Annotated in this window: 29 protein-coding genes, 2 pseudogenes and 1 riboswitch; of the genes and pseudogenes, 27 read left to right on the top strand and 4 right to left on the bottom strand. The window is 28.0% G+C overall.

Features of this window, described 5'->3' with window-relative positions; translation table 11 throughout:
• Position 1 precedes the first annotated feature (1 nt).
• The 6 genes from queD to BUA19_RS11705 all read left to right on the top strand — a co-directional run bounded on the left by queD (position 2) and on the right by BUA19_RS11705 (position 3,577).
• On the top strand, positions 2–433 hold the full coding sequence (queD, locus tag BUA19_RS05015; protein ID WP_072724315.1) for a 6-carboxytetrahydropterin synthase QueD: 432 nt from the start codon (positions 2–4) through the stop codon (positions 431–433).
• A gap of 1 nt (position 434) precedes the next feature.
• Entirely contained in the window at positions 435–1,100 is a 666-nt protein-coding gene (gene queE, locus BUA19_RS05010; protein WP_072724313.1) for a putative 7-carboxy-7-deazaguanine synthase QueE, read from the top strand.
• Positions 1,101–1,103: 3 nt separating this feature from the next.
• On the top strand, positions 1,104–1,688 hold the full coding sequence (folE, locus tag BUA19_RS05005) for a GTP cyclohydrolase I FolE (RefSeq protein WP_072724311.1): 585 nt from the start codon (positions 1,104–1,106) through the stop codon (positions 1,686–1,688).
• Positions 1,689–1,706: 18 nt separating this feature from the next.
• The gene (queC, locus tag BUA19_RS05000; RefSeq protein ID WP_072724309.1) at positions 1,707–2,366 is read left to right on the top strand and encodes a 7-cyano-7-deazaguanine synthase QueC; all 660 of its coding nucleotides are present in this window, start codon (positions 1,707–1,709) and stop codon (positions 2,364–2,366) included.
• Between the two features lie 88 nt (positions 2,367–2,454).
• Positions 2,455–3,219, top strand: coding sequence for a glutamate racemase (gene murI / locus BUA19_RS04995; RefSeq protein WP_278280449.1), 765 nt, complete (start codon positions 2,455–2,457; stop codon positions 3,217–3,219).
• A gap of 217 nt (positions 3,220–3,436) precedes the next feature.
• Positions 3,437–3,577: a hypothetical protein gene (locus tag BUA19_RS11705; protein ID WP_178137456.1), complete on the top strand. Its 141-nt coding sequence runs from the start codon at positions 3,437–3,439 to the stop codon at positions 3,575–3,577.
• Between the two features lie 33 nt (positions 3,578–3,610).
• Here the strand turns inward: BUA19_RS11705 and BUA19_RS04990 are convergent, their stop codons facing one another.
• The gene (locus tag BUA19_RS04990; protein ID WP_072724307.1) at positions 3,611–5,032 is read right to left on the bottom strand and encodes an alanine/glycine:cation symporter family protein; all 1,422 of its coding nucleotides are present in this window, start codon (positions 5,030–5,032) and stop codon (positions 3,611–3,613) included.
• Positions 5,033–5,480: 448 nt separating this feature from the next.
• Between BUA19_RS04990 and BUA19_RS04985 the strand changes: the two genes are divergently transcribed.
• The 7 genes from BUA19_RS04985 to BUA19_RS04955 all read left to right on the top strand — a co-directional run bounded on the left by BUA19_RS04985 (position 5,481) and on the right by BUA19_RS04955 (position 11,905).
• Positions 5,481–6,401: a chemotaxis protein gene (locus BUA19_RS04985; RefSeq protein WP_072724305.1), complete on the top strand. Its 921-nt coding sequence runs from the start codon at positions 5,481–5,483 to the stop codon at positions 6,399–6,401.
• 139 nt (positions 6,402–6,540) lie between these two features.
• A complete protein-coding gene (locus tag BUA19_RS04980; protein ID WP_072724304.1) occupies positions 6,541–6,822 on the top strand; it encodes a DUF2325 domain-containing protein in 282 nt (93 codons plus the stop codon).
• Between the two features lie 140 nt (positions 6,823–6,962).
• Positions 6,963–7,178, top strand: a complete 216-nt coding sequence (locus BUA19_RS04975; RefSeq protein WP_072724302.1) for a FeoA family protein — start codon at positions 6,963–6,965, stop codon at positions 7,176–7,178.
• Positions 7,179–7,196: 18 nt separating this feature from the next.
• Complete coding sequence (locus BUA19_RS04970; RefSeq protein WP_072724300.1) at positions 7,197–7,421, top strand: FeoA family protein; 225 nt, start codon at positions 7,197–7,199, stop codon at positions 7,419–7,421.
• Positions 7,422–7,463: 42 nt separating this feature from the next.
• Positions 7,464–9,488: a ferrous iron transport protein B gene (gene feoB, locus BUA19_RS04965; RefSeq protein ID WP_072724298.1), complete on the top strand. Its 2,025-nt coding sequence runs from the start codon at positions 7,464–7,466 to the stop codon at positions 9,486–9,488.
• A 12-nt stretch (positions 9,489–9,500) separates the two neighbouring features.
• Entirely contained in the window at positions 9,501–9,647 is a 147-nt protein-coding gene (locus BUA19_RS04960; protein WP_178137455.1) for a FeoB-associated Cys-rich membrane protein, read from the top strand.
• A gap of 251 nt (positions 9,648–9,898) precedes the next feature.
• The gene (locus tag BUA19_RS04955; protein WP_072724296.1) at positions 9,899–11,905 is read left to right on the top strand and encodes a methyl-accepting chemotaxis protein; all 2,007 of its coding nucleotides are present in this window, start codon (positions 9,899–9,901) and stop codon (positions 11,903–11,905) included.
• A 40-nt stretch (positions 11,906–11,945) separates the two neighbouring features.
• Here BUA19_RS04955 and BUA19_RS04950 read toward each other — a convergent pair whose 3' ends face one another.
• Positions 11,946–13,037, bottom strand: coding sequence for a YibE/F family protein (locus tag BUA19_RS04950; RefSeq protein ID WP_072724294.1), 1,092 nt, complete (start codon positions 13,035–13,037; stop codon positions 11,946–11,948).
• 17 nt (positions 13,038–13,054) lie between these two features.
• On the bottom strand, positions 13,055–13,318 hold the full coding sequence (locus tag BUA19_RS04945) for a cysteine-rich small domain-containing protein (RefSeq protein ID WP_072724340.1): 264 nt from the start codon (positions 13,316–13,318) through the stop codon (positions 13,055–13,057).
• Positions 13,319–13,501: 183 nt separating this feature from the next.
• Between BUA19_RS04945 and BUA19_RS04940 the strand changes: the two genes are divergently transcribed.
• Together BUA19_RS04940 and hflX are read left to right on the top strand one after the other, a co-directional pair.
• Positions 13,502–13,981, top strand: a complete 480-nt coding sequence (locus tag BUA19_RS04940; protein WP_072724292.1) for a hypothetical protein — start codon at positions 13,502–13,504, stop codon at positions 13,979–13,981.
• 24 nt (positions 13,982–14,005) lie between these two features.
• Positions 14,006–15,286 (top strand): GTPase HflX, encoded by a 1,281-nt coding sequence (gene hflX / locus BUA19_RS04935; RefSeq protein ID WP_072724289.1) that lies wholly within the window; start codon positions 14,006–14,008, stop codon positions 15,284–15,286.
• 25 nt (positions 15,287–15,311) lie between these two features.
• Here hflX and BUA19_RS04930 read toward each other — a convergent pair whose 3' ends face one another.
• Positions 15,312–15,773, bottom strand: a complete 462-nt coding sequence (locus tag BUA19_RS04930) for a DUF3189 family protein (RefSeq protein WP_072724287.1) — start codon at positions 15,771–15,773, stop codon at positions 15,312–15,314.
• 130 nt (positions 15,774–15,903) lie between these two features.
• On the opposite strand from BUA19_RS04930, the gene BUA19_RS04925 reads away from it, so the two are divergent.
• The 12 genes and pseudogenes from BUA19_RS04925 to BUA19_RS11915 all read left to right on the top strand — a co-directional run bounded on the left by BUA19_RS04925 (position 15,904) and on the right by BUA19_RS11915 (position 24,577).
• Positions 15,904–16,335: an NUDIX domain-containing protein gene (locus BUA19_RS04925; protein WP_072724281.1), complete on the top strand. Its 432-nt coding sequence runs from the start codon at positions 15,904–15,906 to the stop codon at positions 16,333–16,335.
• 64 nt (positions 16,336–16,399) lie between these two features.
• The gene (locus tag BUA19_RS04920; RefSeq protein ID WP_072724279.1) at positions 16,400–16,585 is read left to right on the top strand and encodes a hypothetical protein; all 186 of its coding nucleotides are present in this window, start codon (positions 16,400–16,402) and stop codon (positions 16,583–16,585) included.
• 68 nt (positions 16,586–16,653) lie between these two features.
• Positions 16,654–16,832: riboswitch (Lysine riboswitch) on the top strand.
• 163 nt (positions 16,833–16,995) lie between these two features.
• Positions 16,996–18,747, top strand: a complete 1,752-nt coding sequence (locus BUA19_RS04915) for a Na+/H+ antiporter NhaC family protein (RefSeq protein ID WP_072724277.1) — start codon at positions 16,996–16,998, stop codon at positions 18,745–18,747.
• Between the two features lie 143 nt (positions 18,748–18,890).
• Positions 18,891–19,634, top strand: a complete 744-nt coding sequence (locus BUA19_RS04910; RefSeq protein WP_084601951.1) for a YwaF family protein — start codon at positions 18,891–18,893, stop codon at positions 19,632–19,634.
• 11 nt (positions 19,635–19,645) lie between these two features.
• Entirely contained in the window at positions 19,646–20,296 is a 651-nt protein-coding gene (locus BUA19_RS04905; RefSeq protein WP_072724275.1) for a YigZ family protein, read from the top strand.
• Positions 20,297–20,443: 147 nt separating this feature from the next.
• On the top strand, positions 20,444–20,833 hold the full coding sequence (locus tag BUA19_RS04900) for a CoA-binding protein (protein ID WP_072724273.1): 390 nt from the start codon (positions 20,444–20,446) through the stop codon (positions 20,831–20,833).
• Between the two features lie 93 nt (positions 20,834–20,926).
• Positions 20,927–21,685 carry an NAD(+) synthase gene (gene nadE, locus BUA19_RS04895; RefSeq protein WP_072724270.1) on the top strand — a complete coding sequence of 253 codons (759 nt, stop codon included), beginning with the start codon at positions 20,927–20,929 and terminating at the stop codon, positions 21,683–21,685.
• 62 nt (positions 21,686–21,747) lie between these two features.
• On the top strand, positions 21,748–22,476 hold the full coding sequence (locus tag BUA19_RS04890; protein ID WP_072724268.1) for a YebC/PmpR family DNA-binding transcriptional regulator: 729 nt from the start codon (positions 21,748–21,750) through the stop codon (positions 22,474–22,476).
• A gap of 253 nt (positions 22,477–22,729) precedes the next feature.
• Positions 22,730–23,544 (top strand): annotated as a pseudogene (locus tag BUA19_RS11930) (IS3 family transposase).
• 42 nt (positions 23,545–23,586) lie between these two features.
• Positions 23,587–24,015 (top strand): annotated as a pseudogene (locus BUA19_RS12120) (tyrosine-type recombinase/integrase).
• A gap of 219 nt (positions 24,016–24,234) precedes the next feature.
• Entirely contained in the window at positions 24,235–24,384 is a 150-nt protein-coding gene (locus BUA19_RS11920) for a nucleoside triphosphate pyrophosphohydrolase family protein (protein WP_242939244.1), read from the top strand.
• Positions 24,385–24,388: 4 nt separating this feature from the next.
• The gene (locus BUA19_RS11915) at positions 24,389–24,577 is read left to right on the top strand and encodes a MazG-like family protein (protein WP_242939243.1); all 189 of its coding nucleotides are present in this window, start codon (positions 24,389–24,391) and stop codon (positions 24,575–24,577) included.
• Positions 24,578–25,433: the final 856 nt, after the last annotated feature.

Genomic DNA, 25,433 nt, shown 5'->3' with positions numbered 1-25,433 from the left:
TATGTATATTTTAAAAGCAGAGCATAGTTTTGATAGCGCTCATTTTCTTGCAAATTATGAAGGGAAATGTTCAAATATTCATGGACATAGGTGGAAAGTTTTAATTGAAGTTCAGTCAGAAGAATTGGTAAGTGGTGGACAACTTGATGGAATGGTAATTGATTTTGGAGATTTGAAAAGAGATGTCAAAGCCATGGCTGATTTTTATGATCACGCACTTATAATACAAAGAGGTACTATGAGAAAAGAAACATTAGAACTTCTTGTGGAAGATGGATTTAAAATAATAGAAGTAGAATTTAGACCAACAGCTGAAAATTTTGCAGCATTTTTCTTTAAGTGTATGGAGGAAAAAGGATATAATGTAAAAAGAGCAACTGTATATGAAACGCCTACTAATTGTGCTTCTTATGAGAGAAATGAGGTGAGGTAGTTTGTTCAAAGTAGTTGAAAAATTTGTAAGTATAAATGGGGAAGGTCTTCGTTCAGGGCAACTTGCTGTATTTATAAGATTTGCAGGTTGTAATTTAGATTGTAGTTTTTGTGATACAAAATGGGCAAATCAAACGCATGTTGATTTTGAACTTATGACTAAAGAAGATATATATGAATATATAAAATCAACAGGAGTAAAAAATGTAACTTTAACTGGAGGAGAACCGTTAATTCAAGAAGGAATATTAGAACTTATAGAGTTACTATCAAATGATGAATATTTATCAATTGAGATAGAAACAAATGGAAGTATAGATTTGAAAGTTTTTTCCAAGATGCAAAATAATAGACCGATTTTTACTATGGATTATAAACTTATATCGAGTGATATGGAATATAAGATGTTAGTAGATAATTTTAAATATTTGAATAAAAATGACGTAGTTAAATTTGTAATAGGAGATATTGAAGATTTAAATAGAGCGAAGTATTTAATTGATAAATATAAATTAACAGATAAAACTAATGTATATTTTAGTCCGGTATTTGGTGAAGCTGATATGAATGATATAGTAGAGTTTATGAAAAAAAATAATATGAATGAAATTACTTTTCAAATACAGCTTCACAAGGTAATTTGGAATCCAAATAAGAGGGGGGTATAGTTTGTGGCAATAAATAAAAAAGAGATTGAAAAACATGTAAGAGGAATTCTTATAGCTTTAGGAGAAAATCCAGATAGGGAAGGTCTTAGGGATACTCCGAAACGTGTAGCTAATATGTATGAAGAAGTGTTTATGGGAATTAATTATACAAATGATGAAATAGCTGATATGTTTGGGAAAACATTTGAAGAGGATTTAGATGTTGAAGGAAATAAAGATATGGTATTTATGAAGGATATTGAAATATTTAGTCATTGTGAACATCATTTAGCACTTATGTATAATATGAAGGTTGCAGTTGCTTATATACCAAATAAAAAAGTTATTGGGCTTAGTAAGATTGCGAGAATAGCTGATATGGTAGGTAAAAGGCTTCAGCTTCAAGAGAGAATAGGGACTGATATAGCTTATATTATACAAAAAGTAACAGGTTCTGAAGATGTTGCTGTTATTATAGAAGGTGAACATGCTTGTATGAGTGCAAGAGGAATAAAAAAGGATAATGCAAAAACAGTAACTGTTACAGTTAAAGGAAGATTTGCAACTGATCCTATTCTCAATAATAAATTGATGATGCTTTATAAATAATACAGAGGAGTGAAATATATGAATAAAGAAAAAGCAGTTGTTGTATTTAGTGGAGGGCAAGATAGTACAACTTGTCTTTTTTGGGCAAAAAAAAGATTCAAAGAGGTTATAGCGGTATCATTTGATTATAATCAAAAACACAAGTTAGAGCTTGAATGTGCTAAAGATATTTGTAAGAAATATAATGTAGAGCATCACATTTTAGATTTAGGGCTTTTAAATCAGTTAGCACCTAATTCACTAACTAGAGTTGACATAAAGGTTGATAAAGAAGCTCCAAAAGAAGGATTGCCAAATTCATTTGTTGATGGAAGAAATATGTTATTTTTGACATTTGTAGCAGTGTTTGCAAAGCAAAGAGGAATAAACAATATAATAACAGGGGTATCACAAAGTGATTTTAGTGGATATCCAGATTGTAGAGATGTATTTATAAAATCTTTAAATGTTACTCTTAATTTAGCCATGGATTATCAATTCGAAATTCATACGCCGCTTATGTGGATTGATAAAGCTGAAACTTGGAAATTAGCAGATGATTTAGGAGTGCTTGATATAATTAAAAAAGAAACTTTAACTTGTTATAACGGAATAAAAGGAGATGGATGTGGAGAGTGTCCAGCTTGTAAATTAAGGATGAATGGTTATATAGAGTATATGAAATCAAAGAATGAGTAAAAATCTGTCACAAATTTGTGACAGATTTTTTGTGTTAAATATATGGTATAATATTTTAGTAATTTATTTTAATAAGGAGTGAAGTGTTGTGAAGGATTTACCTATAGGCGTATTTGATTCAGGTATGGGTGGTTTAAGTGTCCTCAGAGAAATGAAAAAACTAATGCCTAAAGAAAATTATATATATTATGGTGATTCAAAAAATATACCTTATGGAAAAAAAACTATAGAAGAGTTGAGAAGTATTTGTATAAAAATTGTAGATTATTTTATGGAAAAAAGAGTTAAAGCAGTTGTAATAGCTTGTAATACTGCTACAAGTGCAGCTGTTAGTGAATTAAGAAGTAGATATAGTATACCTATTATAGGAATTGAGCCAGCTTTAAAGCCGGCTGTTGAAAAATATGAAGGAGGAAAAATAGCTGTACTTGCTACAGAGGTTACACTTAGAGAGAGAAAATTTAATGAATTGATGAATAAGTACAAGGATAGGGCAGAAATTATTAAAATTCCAGCTCCTAAACTAGTAACAATTGTAGAAAATGGTATAGTCAGTGGCCAAGAAGCAGAAGAAGCTGTGATGGAGCTTTTTGAAGGTATATCTGTGGATGAGATATCATCAATTGTATTAGGATGTACTCATTACGTGTTTTTAAAAGATATTATAAAAAAAGTATTGGGTGAAAATATAGAGCTAATAGATGGAGGATTTGGTACAGCAACAAATGTGAAAAATATTTTATTTAATATGAATGCATTAAATGATAGTGATAAAGAAGGAAATATTGAAATAATAAATACATCAGATGATAAAAGTAAAATAGACCTTTCATATAAATTGTTAAATATATAAATAAAATTCCCACCAGTATGGTGGGAAAAGTAGGTTGGTGGCTAATAGGAGAGGAATTTATCTTTTGAGATATAGATTAATGTAATATAAAAGCCCTCAATTTAAATTATTTTATTAGAATTATATGATAATTTTAATAATTTTATTCATAAAAGTATAAAAAATAATATGTGGTACACAATTAATAATAAATAATTAAATAAAGGTGGAATGTAATTTGAAAATGTGTGTACTGCAAAATAAGGAATATTATACATTAAATTTAAAATTAGAAATTATATGTGATATAGTAAGAAGTTACAGAAGGGGAAAAATATCTGAAAAGAAGATGAAAATAATGTTAAAAAAACTAGGTTAAAAGTACAAAAAAGAAGGGATGTCCCTTCTTTTTTTATGCACTCATAGAATCTTTTTCGAATTCGTCCCAGCATTCAACATTTTTTAATCCTTTTATGCTGTTTACGGTGAATACAGGGGCTTTTCCTTCTTTTTTCTGTTTGATATAGTCTTTTAAAGCTTCAAATGCTATTTTACTAAGTTGAGATATTGCGATTAAGTTTATTAGAGCCATTAATCCCATGAATAAATCAGCCATATTCCAAACAAGAGGCATTTCAGCTCTAGAACCAAAATAAACCATTGAAACTACAGAAATTCTATATATTAACAACCAAATTTTATTTGTATTTATAAATTCAATATTTGTTTCGCCGTAATAGTAGTTTCCTACTATAGAACTAAATGCAAATAGTAAAATACATAAGGCTATAAAGCTGTTACCCCAAGAACCAATTTGAGAACTTAAAGCATTTTGAGTAAGTTGAATACCTGATAAATTTTCAGTGTTGTAAACGCCTGAAATTAAAATTATAAATGCAGTAGCACTACAAATTAAAATAGTATCGGTAAATACACCTAAAGTTTGAATTAAACCTTGTTTCACAGGGTGAGTTACTTCGGCAGTTGCTGCTGCGTTTGGAGCAGAACCCATACCAGCTTCGTTGGAGAATAAACCTCTTTTAATTCCCATCATAAGAGCACCGATTACACCGCCTGTAGCTTGTTTTAACCCAAATGCACTACTTATTATTAAAGAGAATATTGATGGAATAATAGTGATGTTTTTAATTATGACGAATAAAGCTACTAATATATAAGCTACAGCCATAATTGGAACTATTAATTCAGCAACTTTTGCAATTCTTTTTACTCCTCCGAAAATAACAATAGCTGTAATTATTGTCAATACTATTCCGACTGTAAATTTATCTATACCAAAAGCCTCATTAAATGCAAGTGAAATAGTGTTTGATTGTACAGAGTTGAAAACAAGTCCAAAACATATAGTTATTAAGATTGAGAATATAATTCCCATCCATCTTTTGTTTAAAGCTTTTTCCATATAGTAAGCAGGGCCACCTCGATATCCGTCTTTATCTTTTACTTTATAAATTTGAGCTAGTGTACTTTCTACAAAACTTGATGATGCACCAATTAAAGCTATTAACCACATCCAAAAAACTGCCCCTGGGCCTCCAAGTGCAATAGCTATTGCAACTCCTGCTAAGTTACCAGTTCCAACTCTTGAAGCGGTACTGATACAAAATGCTTGAAAAGATGAAATACCATTTTTATTTGAAGAATTATTTGCTCCATCTCCTAATAATCTTAACATTTCACCAAAAAATTTAAACTGAACAAAATTAGATTTAATAGTAAAATAAAGACCAAGTGTGATAAGTAAAATTATAAGAATTTTTCCCCAAAGGAGGTCATTTCCTATAGAGATTATTTTGTTAAAAAAACTTAGCATTGACATCACTCCTTTTCGACAAATTATTATTGATAAATTATTATTTATATATTTTGTTCTTTCAAAATTAATTGAGACAATTGTATCAGAAAAAATAAAAAATATCAAATGTTTTTATATTTTGAATTTTCAAAAATATTGAATATCTGACTTGTGATTTGAGTTGTATATCTTGGAAATATTGATGTTGGGATATGTGTGTTTAAAGTGTATATTTGAAAAATAATTTAAAAAAATAATTTTAAAACGTGTATTATGAATAATATAAATGGTTTTTATTCATATAAAAGTTGTTTTAGCAAATTTCATACATTAATAGAAAAAACAGAAATATGTCGAAAGTAGTTGGGTTTTCTAAATTAAAGAAATGAAGTATAATAAAAATAAAAAAGGTGTATAGAATTTTTAGATAAGTTAGAGAATTATAGTCTTTTAAAGGAGTGATATAATGACTAGTGATAAAAAAGGAATATTATTAGAATCTGGTACAGGGGAAGTAGAGGTATTGGAGTTTATTGTAAATGGAGCTCATTATGCTATAAATGTAATTAAAGTAAAAGAAATACTTGAAATAGATTACATTACAAAAGTTCCTAATTCGTCTCCTGCAATTGCAGGGCTTACTTTAGTTCGTGGAGATGTAGTAACATTAATAGATATGAATCAAGTTTTAGAAAAAAGAAACAGTGATTTAAAAAAAGTAAAAACTATATTATGTGAATTTAATCAAATGAAAGTAGCGTTTTGTGTCGATAGTATTGTAGGTATACATCGCATAGGATGGGATGATATAAAAAAACCTGATAATATAAATGAGTCTTCTTTAGTTATAGGAAATATTATTTTAGGAGATAAAATAATAATGCTTCTTGATTTTGAAAAAATAGTAATGGATATTAATCCGGGATCAGGAATTAGCGAAAAGAAAATGGAAAATATAGACAATAGAGATAGGTCTAATATAAAAATGATTTTAGCAGATGATTCACCTCTTATAAGAAGAGTTTTAAATAATACTCTTACTAAAGCGGGATTCAAAGATTTAAGATTTTTTGATGATGGGCAACAAGCTTTAAATTATTTAAATGCTTTAGTGGAAAAAAAAGGAGAAAGTTTTATAGAAGATGTACAGTTGCTTATAACAGATATTGAAATGCCTCAAATGGATGGACATACTCTTACAAGAAAAATAAAGGAAGATAAAATACTTAAAAAACTCCCTGTAATTATATTTTCTTCTTTAATTACAGATGATTTAAAGCATAAAGGAGAAGCGGTTGGAGCAGATGCTCAAATGAGCAAGCCTGATGTTGGAGAATTAGTATTTTTAATAGATAAAATTATAGCTGAAAAAAACATAAATAAATAATTAAAAGAGATTATAATGGCTAATTTAGTCATTATAATTTTTTTTTATAAAAAATACTATTGACTTTGTTAAAATGTTGATTTAAAATATTAAATGATAATAATTATCATTAACAACTAATAAGGAGGGTTAAATAGAGATGAGTATAGTAATATACGGTGGACATGATAGAATGGAAAGAATATACATAGATGAAGCTAAAAAAATAGGATTAAAAGCAAAGGTTTATACTTATGGTAGAAATGATATGACAAAATCAATTGGAAAAAGTGATATGGTGTTAATATTTACAGATACTATTTCACATAAAATAGCAAGTACTATTTCGAAAGAAGCTAAAAAGAAAAATATACCAGTAATTGTATGTCATAATAGCAGTAAAACTTCTTTTAAAAATACTATTAAAGAATTTGTATCTTAAATATTAGGTTGTTTAAAAGTTTTTAGAAAAAAATGGTTAAATAATATTGACAATTATTATCAGTGGATATATAATTTATACAGGTAATGATAATCATATTCAGTATAGGTAATGATTTGAGTAAATGGGAGGGTGTGTGTATGCCATTAGCGATGGTTAATACAGGTGAAGAAGTTGTATTAAAAGCTATAAATTGGGGGCCTAAAATGAAAAAGAGACTTCAGGATATGGGGCTGACACCTGGAGTAAAAATTAATGTTATATCAAATGATACAAATGGTTCATTTATTATTAATGTTAGGGGTTCAAGGCTAGTCTTAGGAGGAGTAGTTGCTCAACAAATAATAGTTAATTAAAATTGGAGGTATGTAGCAATGACTTTAAAAGATTTAAAACCAGGAGAAAGTGGAAGAATTTCTACAATAAAAGGGAAAGGTGCATTTAAAAAACGCCTTATGGAAATGGGAATTATAAGAGGAACTGAATTATATGTTGAAAAAATAGCACCTTTGGGAGATCCAATAGAAGTTAAAATCAAAGGATATAATTTAACTTTGAGAAAAATAGATGCAGAAAATATTATAATAGATTTAATTTAGCTTATTGATGATAATGATTATTAATATTAAGGAGGAGTACAATTGAGTGAGAATATTATAATTGCTCTAGCTGGTAATCCTAATAGTGGTAAAACTACTTTGTTTAATGCGTTAACAGGAGCTAGACATCATGTGGGTAACTGGGCAGGAGTTACGGTCGAAAAAAAAGAAGGAAAATTAAAATATAAAAACAATGAAATATCAGTAGTAGATTTACCAGGTACATATAGTTTATCACCGTATTCTATAGAAGAGAAAATAGCGAGAAATTACATAGTTGAAGGCACGCCTGATGTAGTGGTAAACATTGTTGATGCTTCTAATATTGAAAGGAATTTATATTTATCTGTGCAATTGATGGAACTCGGAAAACCTGTTGTTATAGCACTTAATATGATGGATGTTGCTCAAAGTAGAGGATATAAGATAGATGTAGAAAAATTATCAGATTTACTTGGAGTACCTGTAGTTCCTATAATTGCAAGTAAAAAGAAAGGAATTGACGAATTATTAGATACTATAGTCGATTTGAAGAAAGGAAAAGTACATTATAAACCAAATTCAGTTGATTATGGAAAAGATATAGAAAGTAAAATTGAAAAAATAAAAGAAGAGTTAAAGTTGAATGATGGGCTTTTAAAATATGATTTAAGGTGGTTAGCTTTAAAAGTTATAGAAGAAGATGAAGAAATTTTAAATATTGTTGGAAAAAATATAGAGAATGATTTGACTCAAGAAGTAGCAGTATCTGGAATTTCATTAGAAGATGATTTTGAAGCTGTAGTGGCAGATAAAAGGTATAATTATATAACATCTATTATTTCAAAAACAGTTAAAAAACCTAAACAAATAGGTCTTACTAATTCGGACAAAGTAGATAAAATATTGACTAATAAGTGGTTAGGACTGCCTATATTTGGACTTATAATGCTTGGAGTGTTTTATTTTACATTTGATTTAGTTGGAAATGTATTCTTGGATATGATAGATGTATTTTTTTCAGAAACTTTATCAGGATGGGTAACTGATGCTTTGGTTTCAATGGGAGTATCTGAATGGTTACAGTCTTTGATAGTAGATGGAATTATTGGTGGAGTAGGTGGAGTGTTAGTATTTTTGCCTAATATTATATGTTTATTTTTAGCTATATCTTTACTTGAAGATAGTGGATATATGGCAAGAGTTGCGTTTATAATGGATAGGTTGATGAGAAAAATAGGATTGAGTGGTAAAGCGTTTATACCTATGATACTTGGATTTGGTTGTAATGTACCGGCAATAATGGGAACGAGAACACTTGAAAATGAGAATGATAGACTTGCAGCTATATTAATAAATCCATTTATGTCTTGTTCGGCAAGACTTCCGGTATATACATTATTTGCAGCAGCATTTTTCCCGGGTAATGAAAAAATTGTTGTATTTTCATTGTATATATTAGGAATTTTTGTTGCTATAATTGTTGGACTTATGTTTAAAAAGACTTTATTTAAATCAGATTCAACACCGTTTGTAATGGAATTGCCACCTTATAGAATACCTACATTAAAAGGTACGGTATTAAATGTATGGGAAAAGGTAAAAGGATTTTTATTTAAAGCTGGAACTCTTATATTTGGAGCGAGTATGTTACTTTGGTTTATATTAGGATTTAATTTTTCGGGACCGGTTGATTTAACTAAAAGTATAGGAGCTTCAATTGGTAGAGTGTTTGCACCTATATTTGCACCGCTTGGATTTGGAAATTGGCAAGCAGCACTTTCGTTAATTACAGGTATTCTTGCTAAAGAAGTTGTTGTGAGTAATATGTCTATTATATATGGGTTAGGAGAAGAAGCAGCAGCAGGAGCATTTGCTCAAGCTTTATCTGGAACATTTACACAGCTTACAGCTTATACATTTATGGTATTTGTACTTCTTTATACACCTTGTGTTGGGGTAATAGGTGCTATTAAGAGAGAAACAAATTCGTGGAAGTGGACTGTGTTTTCTGTTGTATATCAATTTATTGTTGCGTGGATTGTTGCAATGATTGTATTTCAAATAGGTAGATTACTTGGTTTTTAAGGAGATGATATTTTGATAGCAACTATTAGTATAACTGGAATTATAATAGGTTACGGGTTGTATGCATTTAAAAAAAGTATAAAAAACAAAACGCAAGGAGTTTGCAGTGGATGTAGTGGATGTAGTTTTACAAATTGTGGTTCTAGACAAAATTGTTAATTTTAATTAAATTTATAAAAAGTACAAGAAAATCTTTGGAGTTTATTCCAAAGATTTTCTTGTACTTTTTTATTTATTTAAACAAAAAAGTGTAAATTTTATGATAAAAAAACCGATAAATATAATAGATGGAATTGTCGAATGATGTCGAGAGAAGATTTTAAGTACATTCTGTGAAATTTTATTATAAATGAGGAGGTGTTGATTTTTTTAATTTTATAAATTTAAAAATTGAAGTTAGGAGGAATTTTATGAAAAAGGTAACAATTAGAATTAAAATAATTATTATGCTTTTATTATTGATAATTATACCTCTTTCAACATTGGGAACAACATCATATGTAAGATCAAGTGATGTATTGCAAGATCAATTTAAAAATTCTATTGGGGAGTTAAATAATAATATTGCAGAAAATATTAAAACTTATTTTGATGGATATAAAGGTAGTCTAGAGTTGATGAGTAAAAATGTTGATCTTGAGCAAATATTAGTTCATCCGGAATATGAACCTTTTCTAATGGAGTTATTTAAGGATTATATAGAAAGTTATACAGATGTAGCTTCTATATATATTGGAACTGTGGATGGTAAAATGAGAATTTATCCTTATACAGATTTATCAGAAGATTATGATCCAAGAGTGAGACCTTGGTATAAAAAAGCTGTAGAAAAACAAGGAGTTGTTTTTACTGATGCATATGTAGATGCAATAACTGGTAAATTAGCAATTTCGTGTGCGGCTCCAGTTTATGAAAATGGAGATAAGAACAAACTAGTTGGAGTAGTTTCTATGGATATATTCTTAGATAAATTATCAGAAGAAATAAGTTCTATAAAAATAGGGAAAAAAGGATATCCGTATATTTTAGATTTAAATGGAATGATAATTACACATAAAGATAGTGCAAAGATAGGTAAAAAAACAAGTGTGCCAGAAATTTTAAAAGGTATAACTAGTGGTAAAAGTTCTGGATTTGTAAATTATGAGTACAAAGATACTGATGGCAAAGTTCATGAAAAGGTTGCTTTTTACAAGAAAATGCCAAATATGGGATGGTATATAGTATCTACGATGTATATGGATGAAATAAAAAGTGTTACTAAAGGTATGCTTTTTTATGCAGCTTTAATTGGTTTAGTTGTATTAATAATTGCATCAATAGTAGGAATAATATTTGCAAATAAAATCACTAATCCTATAAAAGAGATAGTAAGTGATATGAACAAAGTTAAAGATGGAGATTTTACAGTAAGGTCAAATATCAAATCAAATGATGAAATAGGGCTTTTATCAGATAATTTTAATGTTATGGTAGAGAATGTAAAGAAACTTTTATTAGATGCAAAACAGGTAAGTGAAGAAGTATCAGAAGCTGCAACTAATTTAGCTGCAACATCAGAGGAGACTAGTGCATCAAGTGAAGAAATAGCAAGAACTGTTGAAGAAATAGCAAGAGGAGCTAGTGAACAAGCTTCAGATGCGGAAAATGGAGCAAAGCTTGCAGCGAGTTTAGATGATAAATTTAATAAGTTGGCAAAGAATACTGATGTTATGTTTAAAAATGCAAATGAGGTAATGGAAATAAATACATTGGGAGTTAAGGTGGTTAATGAGCTTAAGGAAAAAACTAATTTAAACAATGAATCTATCAATAAAATAGAGATTGCTATAAAACAATTAAGTGAAAAATCTAGTTATATTGAAGATATATTAGATACAATAAGATCTATAGCAGATCAAACTAATTTATTAGCTCTTAATGCCTCTATAGAAGCAGCAAGAGCAGGAGAAGCAGGAAGAGGATTTGCGGTAGTTGCAGAAGAAATAAGAAAACTTGCGGAAGGATCAAGTAATGCAACTAATGAAATAAAAGAGATAGTAGATGCAATTCAAGAGGAAAGTAAAAATACAGTACAAATAATGAATGAAGTTAGAAATGTTTCAGTTGATCAGACAAAATCAGTAAAAGATGTAAATGATGCATTTGAAAAAATATCAACATCAATAGATGCTATTGCAAATGAAATAGATGAAGTTAATAGATTTGTAAATGATATTATTAAAGATAAAGATTTAATAGTAGAATCTATAGAAAATATATCAGCGGTATCAGAAGAAACAGCAGCAGCATCACAAGAGGTTAGTGCATCTACTCAGCAGCAGGCCATGGCTGTCGAAGAAGTTGCAAAAAGTGCAGAAAAACTTAATGAACTTTCATTAAAACTTAATAATCAAATAGATAAATTTAGAGTATAAAATATAAAGCAACTGAGAAATTTCTCAGTTGCTTTATATTTTAATTATTTTTTTTAATTAATATACTTGAAATTAATGCTGTTAAAGGTATTGCTATAATTAGTCCTATACTTCCTGATAATGAACGAACAATTTCTGTAGCGATTATATCTAAGTTTAGAATTTTTACAATGGACGGTTCGTAGTACATGAACAATAAAAGTAAAGGAATGGAACTTCCAGTATAAGCAAGTATAAGAGTATTAGTCATTGTTCCCATTATGTCTTTTCCAACATTCATACCTGCTGAAAATAATTCTTTTTTAGATAATGATGGATTTGCTTTGTTTATTTCTTCTATAGAAGAAGCAATAGACATACCAACATCCATTACAGCACCTAAAGCTCCCATAATAATTCCAGCGAATAAAAGTGATTTAAAATCAATATGAATAGAATCGTTTATAGTTGAAAGCATTACTGCTTCATCATTACTAAGGCCAGTTAATTTTATTTTACTACCTATGTAATATGATAATACTCCAGCAGTTATAACTCCACCAGTAGTTCCTATAATTGCAGATATACTTTTAGTATTTATGCCTGAAACAATAAATAATGTAATTGTGGTTATACATATTGATACACAAATTGTAACTATTATAGGATTAAATCCTTTTAGTATTAAAGGAAGGAGTATTTTAAATACAGAAAAAACAGTAATACTAAGAGTTATTACAGATTTTATACCTTTTTTTCCACCTATTGTTATTATTAGTATTAAGAAAAAGATACTTAAATATATAATATAATCTTGTCTCATATAATCTGATATAAATACATCTATATTTTCTGGTTCTTTTTCTTCTATTACGACTATAACTTTATCATTTGGTTTTACTTTTATATCATAAGCTGTAGTTCCTGATAAATTATTTACAACATTGACAATTTTGTTTTTGTATTTCCCACTTGTTATTTTTAATTTTACATATTGTTGTTCTATTATATCATTTTCAAAATCAGTATTTTTTTTGCTTTGCACATTTAAAACAATTGCTTTTTCAGTATATGTAACAACTTCTTCATCTGCATGTATGTTAAATAAGGATGTGAATAAAATTGTGATAATTAGAAAAATGTATTTATTCATTTTGTTCCTCCGTTAGTTTATTGAGTTTTTCTACTTCCTATGCGAATTATTTCTTCTATTTTAGACATTATGTGTTCATATCCATTTTTGCTATGAGGAATTGTACAATTGCTACAGTCTTTAATATCATTGTTATATGTAAAATTTCCACCACACTTATCTTTTAATGCATATAGTGGACAAAAGCAAAATAAACAATTAAAATTTTCTTTATCGTTTGTTTTGTGACAAGGAAAATATTCACATTTGGTGTTTTGAACAAATTTATAATTTTCACTCATTTTCACAATAAACCTCCTTAATAATTTATTTATTTTATTTAATTATATATTAATTTATAATAATAAAAAATATTTTTTTAAAATATGGCTTTTTTATTGAATTGTTTAATAATAATTTGCTAGAATATATGTCTGGAATATTGATATTAAAAAATATATGAAATTTAGAAGGGAAGATAGTAGTTGTCGTATAATACAATTGACTTAATAGATAAAGTAATAGAACTGGCACATAAAAGAAAAGAAATATATATACAAATTAAAAATAACAATTCAAAAAATAGTGCAATAAAAGTTATTGTGAATACTTTAATAAAAGGAATAGATAAAAATATTAATTGTTATAATAATTTAAAAAAACAAATAAAAGAGAATGAGCAATTATTAGAAGAAATTAATATTATAGTTTATGATAAAATATTATTTTTAGTTAATCAGTTTAAAAAAAGATTAGTAAATCCAAATGTTACAGATATTAAAGGCCTTTTAGATTTTTCTTTAGATTTAGAAGATCAGATTTATGCACTTTTTATAGATGTTCAAGGAAGATTAGTACAAAAACAAGAAGATACAGAAACTAATACATATAAAATAATTAGTGATATTATAGAAGAAAAGCATAGATATATAAAAAATTTAGAAAGGTTTTACAAAATTAAATAAACTATTTTTATTAGAGGTGATTTTATGGATAACGTTAGAGAAAAAGTTTTATTAGTAGGATTAAATATAACTAATGTATTTAGAAAAAAAGATGATATAGAAATTGATGTTTCTATGGATGAATTAGAAGAATTAGCTAAAGCTGCAGGAGCTGAAGTTGTAGATAAAGTAATTCAAAACAGACAATCAAGAGATGCTGCTTTTTATATAGGTAAAGGAAAAGCAGAAGAGATAAAGGCTTATTGTGAATCTTTAGATATAGATATAGTAATATTCAATGATGAACTTTCGGGTGCACAAATGAGAAATTTAGAAGAAATAATAGGAATAAAAGTAATAGATAGAACTGCTTTAATATTAGATATATTTGCTCAAAGAGCTTTATCAAAAGAAGGTAAACTTCAGGTAGAGCTTGCACAATTAAAATATAGACTTCCAAGACTTTCTGGTCTTGGAAAGGAAATGTCTAGAACGGGTGCAGGAATTGGAACTAGAGGTCCTGGAGAACAAAAATTAGAAATTGATAAAAGGCATATATTAAATAGGATATCTGATATTAAGAGAGAATTAAGAGAAGTTAAGAAAAATAGAGAGGTTCAAAGATCTCAACGATTAAAATCTAATCTTCCAATAGTTGCTTTAGTTGGATATACTAATGCAGGAAAGTCTACACTTACTAATGAACTTATAAAAACTCATAAAGAATACAGTGAAGATAAAAATGTTTTTTCAAAAGATATGTTATTTGCAACTCTTGATATTACTTTAAGAAAAGCTCTTCTTCCTAATAAGAGAGAATTTTTAGTTGTTGATACTGTTGGGTTTGTAAGTAAGCTTCCTCATGATTTAGTAGAAGCATTTAAAGCAACACTTGAAGAAGTGAAGTATGCAGATTTAATACTTCATGTAGTTGATGCTTCAAATAAAAACTATGATCTTCAAATAAATACTACATTAGAAGTATTAAGAGAGTTGAAAGTTTTAGAAACACCTATAATAACAGTATTTAATAAGGTAGATAAATTAAATTATGAGGTAAATGCTAAAAAAGATGAAGATGTTGTATTTATATCTTGTAAGACTGGGTATAATATAGATCTGCTTTTAGAGAAAATACAAAACAAAATCATGGGAAATCTTTATAATGTAACTTTGTTAATTCCTTATAATAAAGGAGATATATTTAATACTATTAAAAATAAAACTAATGTAGAGAGATTTGAATACAAAGAAAATGGAATATATGTTGAGGTTATATTAGATGAAGAAGATTACGGAAGATATAAAGAATATATATTGATTTAAAATTTATAGAAGTATAAAGAGGATACTAATGAATAAGTAGTTTGTTTTTAGTATCCTCTACTAATTGAACTATATTATTATAAGCAATTTGTGAACCTTTAATAACTATAGGTCTTCCGAAAGATACAAGGTGAAGTCTTCTTGAAGAAAATCCACCTATTTTCATTAAAGTATTGACTGTTTTCATGGTATCAATTAGTAGTATGTCTTTGATATTACCGCCACCTAAAATATAGGCTGTTTTTAAAGAATTTAGTACAAGTTCTTTGTTAAATTGTCTTCCTAAAGTGTAAATTTCATTTCCAAATTCATCTTTTCCTCTGTATATAATTTTACCGCGATCTTTTTTTTCTAAAGTGTCAAAATACCCCAAATTCATTAATTCTTTTTTAGATGGTATTCTGTTTTTGGGAAGTATATTTAAGTGAATAGCAGATGCTATTGCAGAAGAATGAGTTCCTCCAACACAATGGTATATTATTTTCATAACAATTCTCCTTTGTACATATATTAATAGTATAACCAAACACTTATTAAGTATAAAAAAATAAGGTAAATTGTACATGATAATTTGTGTATAAAGTTTGTTAAGTATTGATTATAAGGGGGAGTTTTAAATGCTTTTTAGAAATTGTGCTGGAGGAGTAGTGTTTTATGGGAATAAGGTTTTATTATTAAAAAATGAAAAAAATGAATGGGTTTTACCAAAAGGTGTAATTAAAGAAAAAAATATTCCTAGTGAAATAGCTATAAAGAGAGTAAAAGAAGAAGCGGGTGTAGATGCATATATTTTATCAACTGCAGGACAGACAAATTACGAATTTTATTCTATAAGCAGGAAAACTCCAGTATGTAATGAAATAGTTTGGTATGTCATGGAATCTTATAATGATAATTGCGAAATAAATAAAGAATTGGGATTTACAGATGGAGGTTTTTATAAAATAAAGGATGCGTTGGAAATGATAACTTATAGTCAAGATAAATCGATAGTTAATCTTTCTTTTAAAAAATATAAAAATTTAAAAAGAGAAGCTGTAAATATATAAATGAATATTCCTTAAAAATTTAGTCAAAAATAAATTTGACTAAATTTTTAAGGAGGAAAGGATTATGGAAAATTTAGATATGTCTCAATTAAAATCAATTGCAAGTAGATGCAGTGAATACAGTCCAAATGGATTACAGTTAACTTCTTCTACTAATAGCAATGATGTTGCTTGTACAAATTGTGAACATTATGAAAATAGTAAATGCAGTTTAGGTTTAATTGATCAAATATTGACAAATTTAAGATGAAAAAATAAATTTTTATTATTGACTAAATTGAAATATTATAGTATATTATTGTAAAATAACAAGTGAATAAACGAGATAGAGGTTGCATTATTTAAGAGTACTGCTTTTGAGGTAAGCACGATGAGAGAGTAGGAAAGGAAATAATGCCGAAGCATGTAGCTGATGCTTTAAGGCTACATAGCTGGGTCTGCATAGAATATATGCAGAACTGTCACAAATGTTTTATTTGTGGAGAGCTATCATTCAAATTAAAGTAGGCAAGCTATGTCGTGTGTTTAGTTTACGATGTAGTGTATGGATATCCTATTGCTTATTTAACCTTGAGTGAGAGTGCTCAAGGTTTTTTTGTTATGATGGACTCTCCTCCAAAAATTTCGCTTGTAAAAATAAAAAATTTGAGGAGGAGTAAGATGAAAAGAAGAGGATTAATTTTATTATTATCATTGATGATTATTTTTTTATTAGGTAATGTAGGGTTCGCAGAGGAAGTAGATTCTGCACAACTTAACGCAGTGAAATTTGGATTTTGGACACTTCTTCCACCGATTGTAGCTATAGTTTTAGCATTTATAACTAAAAATGTTATATTATCTTTATTTTTAGGTGTATTTTCAGGTACATTTTTATTAAATTTAAGTGGTTCTAATGTGTTTATGGCTTTATTTAATGGTTTTTTAGCAATTGTAGATAAGATTTTAGATTCTCTTGCAGATAAGTGGGATGCTGGGATTATACTTCAATGTTTAGTTATAGGAGGACTTATTGCTTTAGTTTCAAAAATGGGAGGAGCTAAAGCGATTGCTGAAAGTCTTGCTAAGAAAGCAAAATCACCTAAAAGTGCTCAAATTTTTACTTGGATTTTAGGAATTATTGTATTTTTCGATGATTATGCAAATTCTCTTATTGTAGGACCTATAATGAGACCAGTTACAGATAAAATGAAAGTGTCAAGAGAAAAATTATCATTTATAATTGATGCTACTGCTGCTCCGATAGCAGGTATTGCATTAATTTCAACTTGGATTGGATATGAGATAAGTTTAATTAAAGAAGGATATATTTCTATTGGTCAAAATGTAAATGCTTATGGAGTTTTTGTTTCAACTATTCCATATAGATTTTATAATATATTAATTCTTATTTTTATAGTATGTACAGCGGTGTTTTTAAGGGAATTTGGGCCTATGCTTAAAGCTGAAAGAAGAGCAAGATATGAAGGAAAGGTTGTTTCTGAGAGAGGTAGTGTTGTAGTATCAGAAGAAAATAAAGAGCTTGAACCAAAAGAAGGGATAAAATTGAGTGTATGGAATGCTATAATTCCTATTGGAGTTTTAATTTTAGGGTCGTTATTTGGTTTTTATTATAATGGTTATAATTCAATAATGGGTGGAGAAGACATGGCTTTGATAGAGTTATTAAAGAGTCATCCGATTTCATTTGCGGCTATAAGAGAAACTTTTGGTGCATCAGATGCTAGTGTTGTTTTATTTCAAGGAGCGTTATTTGCAAGTATTGTAGCAATAATAATGGGAATAAGTCAAAAAATATTTACACTTTCAGAAGCTATTGATACTTGGATTAAAGGAATGAATTCTTTAGTTATAACTGGGGTAATACTTCTTTTAGCGTGGTCTTTAAGTGGTGTTATAAAAGAACTTGGAACAGCGAAGTTTTTAGTATCAGTGTTATCGGATACTATTCCTAAGTTTTTACTTCCATCTATTATATTTATTCTTGCAGCTGTAATATCTTTTGCGACAGGAACTTCTTATGGAACTATGGGAATACTTATGCCTCTTACTATACCACTTGCACATGCAATATCACCTGAAGCTTCATATGTTATTATGAGTGCAGGGGCAGTGCTTACAGGAGCAACGTTTGGAGATCACTGTTCTCCTATATCTGATACGACAATATTATCTTCTATGGGAGCGGGATGTGATCATATAGATCATGTTAATACTCAAATTATTTATTCAGCGAGTGTTGGTTTAATAGCTGTATTATTTGGATATATACCTGCAGGACTTGGGGTGCCTATATATATAGTACTTCCTATAGCTATTGCAGCTATTGTTGGTACAGTTTATTTTGTAGGTAAGCCTGTTGAGGAAAATGAAATAGAAAGCAATTCGACAAAAGATGTTATGAATTTATAAAAAATATTTGAATTAGAAAAGCCCTTATTATATAAATATATAGGGGTTTTTTCTATTTTTGAAAATATGTGTTATAATGGAAAAGAAATTATAAAAAAAGGAGTGATTGAAAGTCTAATTATGACATTTAGGCTGGTTTAGGTATGAAGTATATAGACGTAAATTTATTTTGGAAATCAACAAGCAATACGATGGAGTTTAATTTGTATTCTAAAAGTCATATTATATCGTTATTATTGATTTTATTACTTATAGTATTGATGTTTTTAACAAAAGAAAAATTAAAAAATAATAAGAGAAAGTTAGGTATTATTATTTCGGTTATATTGTTTATACAGCAATTCCTATTATATTATTGGTATATAGATACTGGTAATTTTACATTAAAAGAATCATTGCCTTTATATTTGTGTAGATTGAGTGCGATTTTGTGTATTTTTATGATTGTAAAAGAGAGTTATTCAATATTTGAAGTTGTATATTTTTGGGGAATTCCTGGTGCTATTCAAGCTTTATTGACACCGGATACAGGTGGATTTGAATTTCCTCATGTGATGTTTTTGCAATTTTTTGTAGGCCATGGCGCTATACTAATTGCAATATTTTATATGATGATTTTTTATGGTTATGAACCAAAATTAACATCTGTTAAAAAGGCTATAAAATGGACATTTGTATATGCTTTTGGTGTAGGCATATTTAATTACATAGTAGATGGAAATTATTCATATTTAAGAAGAAAACCATTAACAGCTTCCCCATTAGATTATTTGCCTGAATATCCTTATTATATACCTATTATTGTATGTATGTTTATTTTTGCTTTTATTTTAGTGTATATTCCGTTTTATATAAAACAAAGAAGAAAAGTTAAAAGTTATCAATAAGAGGTGATTTAATGGTTAAGCAATATAAAACTATTCATGAATATGGAGAAGATGAAGTTATAATAGAAAAATCTAGATTTATAGGATATGCAAAGCCTGTAAGCACTGAAGAAGAAGCTATAGAATTTATAAATAAAATTAAGAAAAAACATAAAGATGCAACACATAATGTATGGGCATATACTATTGGAATGAATATGGGTATTCAGAGATATAGTGATGATGGAGAACCTTCAGGAACAGCTGGAATACCAACATTAGAAGTTATAAAAAAAGAGGATTTAAGAAATGTAGCAGTCGTTGTAACTAGGTATTTTGGAGGGATAAAATTAGGAGCAGGAGGACTTGTTAGAGCTTATACAAAGGGTGCTAAAATAGGTCTTAATGCAGGAAAAATAATAAATAGAATACTTTTTAAAGATGTAAGATTTAAGATTGATTATACACTTTTAGGAAAAGTTCAAAATGAACTTTTGAATTTAGGATATATAATAAAAGAAATATTATATGAAGATATGGTAACAATAGTTGTATATTCAAGGATAGATGAAGTTGAGAATATAAAGGAAAAGGTAATTGATTTTACTAATGGGAAAGTAGAAATTGAAGAAAAAGAAGAGTTTTATTTATCAGAGTACAATGGAGAAATAATTTTAGATTGAAAAATACCGATGAGGGGTATATAATAATTTAAAAAGGAGGTGAAAACCGTTACAAATACCATGAAATTAATCTTAGAGATTATTCAAAAAAAGAACAAAGTATAAAACTTAAAAAGTTTTTATGGGTATTTGGTAACGGCGAATTTTATGGATAAAATAGATATGACAAAAAAAGAGATGCTTGAAAAGAAAAAATGGGCAGTTATAGGAGTTACTGAAGATAAAACAAGATATGGATATAAGATATTCAAAAAACTAAAAGAAAAAGGATATACAGTTTATGGGATAAATCCAAAATACAGTGAAATAGATGGTGATAAGATATATTCTTCTATTAAGGAAATTCCGGAAAAGGTAGATTGTGTAAATATGCTTGTAAATCCAAAGATATCTTTAAAAATGTTAGAAGATATAGTTGAGCAAGGAATAAAATATGTGTGGTTTCAACCGGGAAGTTTTGATGAGGAAACAATAGATAAAGCTGAAAAATTAGGACTTAACATAGTATTTTATGATTGTTTATATGTAGAATTATAAAGAATATAACCGAGGGTAATTCCTCGGTTTTTTATCTTTAAAATTATATTTATGGTATAATTAATCTTATATAAAAAAGAAAGGAGAAGGTAGATGTTAGCAGTAGAACAAAAAATAGAAAAAACTGTTGAGTGGTTAAGAGAACAAGTTAAAATATCTAATACTAAGGGGTTAGTTGTTGGAATTTCAGGAGGAATAGATTCAGCAGTTGTTACTTTTTTAATTAAAAAGGCTTTTAAAGAAAATTCATTAGGAGTAATTATGCCTATTAAAAGTAATCCAAAAGATAGAGAAGATGCTTTAAAGGTAGTTAAGGCTTCTGGAATTGAGTATTTAGATTTGGACTTAACAGAAGTTCACTCGCTGCTTTTTAATAAAGTTATTAATAATATGAAAGAAAAAAATATACATAAAGAAGAAAATAATAGAATATCAGATGCTAATTTAAGAGCAAGACTTAGAATGAGTACTCTTTATACAGTTGCTAACAATTTAAATTATTTAGTAGTTGGAACTGATAATGCGGCTGAAGTATACACTGGTTATTTTACGAAGTATGGTGATGGGGGAGTAGATATACTTCCTATAGCTAATTTGACAAAGAGAGAAGTTTATGAGTGGGCTAAAGTATTAGGAGTTCCAAAAGATGTTATAAATAGACCGCCTTCAGCTGGACTTTGGGAAGGGCAAACTGATGAAAATGAAATGGGAACGACTTATGATATGATAGATGATTTAATAGAAGGGAAGGATATTCCGCAAAGAGATAGAGAAATAATAGAAAGACTTCATAAAAGATCTGAACATAAAAGAGTAATGCCTCCGGCTCCGCCTAAATTTGACTTTTACTAAAATTAAGTTTTATGCTAAAATTACTATGTTTATAATTATTAGAACTATAAGGAGGTTTAATCATGGCAGGACATTCAAAATGGGCTAATATAAAACATAGAAAAGGTAAGCAAGATGCTAAAAGAGCAAAGATATTTACTAAACATGCAAGACTTATAACTGTTGCAGTTAGACAAGGTGGTGCTGATCCTGAATACAATGCAGCGTTAAAGAATGCGATTGAAAAAGCAAAGGCTGATAATATGCCTAATGATAATATAGAAAGAGCAATTAAAAAAGGTGCAGGTGGTCTTGAAGGAGATAATTATGAAGCTGTTGTATATGAAGGATATGGACCTGGCGGGGTTGCTGTTATTGTAGAAGCTTTAACTGATAATAAAAATAGAACAGCTGGAAATGTAAGATATTATTTTGATAAAAATGGTGGAAAGTTAGGAACTTCAGGTTGTGTAGGATTTATGTTTGATAGAAAAGGACAGATAATGATTGAAAATGATGGAGAGATTGATGAAGAAGAATTAATGGATATAGCACTTGAAGCTGGAGCAGAAGATTTTATATCTGAAGAAGAAGGATTTGAAATAATAACAGCACCGGAAGATTTTGGTGCAGTAAGAGATGCATTAGCTGAAAAAGGATATGAATTTATATCAGCAGATGTAAAAATGCTTCCTCAAACTACAACTAAACTTGAATCTGAAGAGCAAGTTAAGGCTATGAATAAAATGATAGATATGATGGAAGATGACGATGATATACAAAACGTGTATCACAACTGGGAGATGGAATAGAAAACGTTGGAATTAAAAGTTTAATAAGGTTTACATGTGGATTTAAATTAAGATATACGTCTTAATTTTCTATTAGCTATGATATACGTTTTGAATTTTAGGCTTTGAATTAAGAATATACACAATGTATATCACCTTTTTATATGGACATGTATCAAAATGTCTATGTAGGAGGGTGATTTTTTTGTACGGAAAAGATGTTTTGAAGGAATATATTTTTGATTGTCAAATAAGAAAACTATCAAAAAGGACTATAAAAACTTATAAAATAAATATATCTTTATTCTTAGATTTTTTAAAAATAGCTAGGTCTACAGTAAATAAGTGGATTTCTGATTATAACAATATCAAATCTTTTAAAGCTAACGATAATAGAAGTGATGAAGAAAACGAACTTATAAAACTTAGAAAAGAGAATCAACGTTTAAAAATGGAAAATGATATTTTAAAGCAAATATTATCAGCGCCATGTGTAAATTACTAAATATATCTAGAAGTCTAATTTATTATACCCCTGTGAAAAAATCACACGATAGTAAATTAGATAATGTGTAAATAGAGAATTTAATACCCAAGAGTGCCTAGAGGTTGTAGTAAGTGATTTGATCTATGTAAATGTTTAAAGGAAAGTGGAATTATATATGTATATTATTAGATTTATATAACTGTGAAATTATTGGATATGCTGCTGGTAAGAACAAGGATTCAAAGCTTGTATGTAAAGTTTTTTCTAAGATTAAAAGACCACTTAATGAGATTGAAATACTACATACTGATAGGGGAAATGAATTTAAGAGTAAAGCTATAGATGAACTGTTGAAAACTTTTGAAATAAAGCGCTCTCTAAGCAAGAAAGGATGCCCTTATGATAATGCTGTAGCAGAGGTTATTTTTAAGATTATAAAAACAGAGTTTACCTTCAATAAAGTGTTTGAAAATTTTGAACAACTAGAATATGAGTTATTTGATTATATAAATTGGTATAACAACTACACAATACATGGGGTATTAGGTTGTCTTAGCTCTGTAGAATATAGACTATTGATGTCCGACAAAAAAGTGTCCTAAAAAGTGTTGATAATCTAAGTTTTTGAACTGATTAATTTTGAAGTGAATGATATTCATATAATTGATAGAAATGGAAAAAACAATTATAGTTACATAACTATAAGAAGAGGTAAAGGAAACAAATATAGAGAAGTACTTCTAAACAATAAAGCAAAAAAAGCAGTTCTAGAATATTTAAAGGTTAGACCATTAAGCAAGAGGAATAAATTATTTATAGGACAAAGAGAAAATCTTACAAGGAGTACAATAAATAGGATAATTGAGAAGTATTGAAAAATAGCTGGGATTAAAAGTGTGAAAGTTCATTCATTTAGGCATACTCTAGGAACTAGGTTATTAAAAGAGAAACAAGTGGATATAGTTACTGTGAGCAAAATATTGAGACATTCGTCAAGTAAAGTTACAGAGGATTTTTATATTAATGCTAATAAAGAAGATAAACTAAGAGCGATAAATATGTTAGATGACTAGCAGGGGGGAAATATTTTGCTTTTAAGGTGCTTAAAAAACTTAATATTGTGTGGGGGTAGTTTACAGATATTAACTTTATAAATGAAGATATAAATTTATTAAGTACATTTGTTTACAAACTTGCAAGAAAAATTTAATGAATAGTGAAGGAAATTTATATAAATTGTAGAAATATAAAATATATGGATAGAGACTTATTATAGAAAGAAGGTTTATGAATTGAATAATAGTTTAGAAGAAGTAATATCAAAAATACTTGAATTTAGAGATGAAAGGGATTGGAAGCAGTTTCATAATCCTAAAGATTTAGCAATTTTTCTAAATATAGAGGCGGGTGAATTGTTAGAATGTTTTCAGTGGAAAGGTTAATGATTTGATTAAAAGTAAAGATAAGATTAAAGTTGAAGAAGAAATTGCAGATGTTGCAATATACTTGCTACTATTATGTAATGAAATGAATGTAGACTTGAGTAAAGCAATTTTAAACAAATTTAAGAAGAATAGTAAAAAATATTCAGTTAAAAAGAGTAAGGGTAATGTTAAGAAATATAATAAAATATAGATTTTATAGAAAATGTATTTTTAGCTTAAAAGTGTTAATTTAAAGTATAATAAATGTTTCTGCATTCATAAATAAGATGAAGTATTAAAATAGTAGCTGTGAAATTTTATAAAATAATAACCAATAATAGATATATATGTAGATTAGTGGTATAATATATAAGAAAATAAATTCAATATATTTTAAATTTTATCATTTAAATTTTATAGAGGGTATAAGCAAAGTTTCATATATTTTTAAAATAAAAAAACTGAAACTGAATAAATAAATTTGCAGTAAACCTACGGTTAGGAATTTGTAAATCATAAATAAACTTATTTTAGTGTAGTAATAATAATTGATAGAGAAACGTTATTTAAAGAAGAGGTTTGCTGCAAATTTAAATATGTAGTTTACATTTCACTATCTTATTCATACGTTTTAAACGGTGGATAGGATTAAAGTTGCATAGCAACGTATATTTTAATACATAGTTGATGAATTATTCGTGAATTTTGGGGTTTTATATTAACTATGTGGGGATGTAAAATATATGAAGATGAGAAATTAGCAAGACAGCTTGGTTTTATATTAACTATGTGGGGATGTAAATTTTTATACAACGGCAACAACACATCATAAACAGGTAAGTTTTATATTAACTATGTGGGGATGTAAACGAAGATGGGATAAGTTTTGTTGAAGAAATGGAAGAATGTTTTATATTAACTATGTGGGGATGTAAACTTACTATCTGTAACAACTAAAGCGAATGAATTTATGTTCGTTTTATATTAACTATGTGGGATGTAAACTTACTTGTTATATATACTACATTATGTTCATCTGATAAGTTTTATATTAACTATGTGGGATG

This window comes from Tepidibacter thalassicus DSM 15285 (assembly GCF_900129915.1).
GTDB classification, from domain to species: Bacteria; Bacillota; Clostridia; order Peptostreptococcales; family Peptostreptococcaceae; genus Tepidibacter; species Tepidibacter thalassicus.
This window is presented reverse-complemented; position numbering and strand designations above follow the sequence as displayed.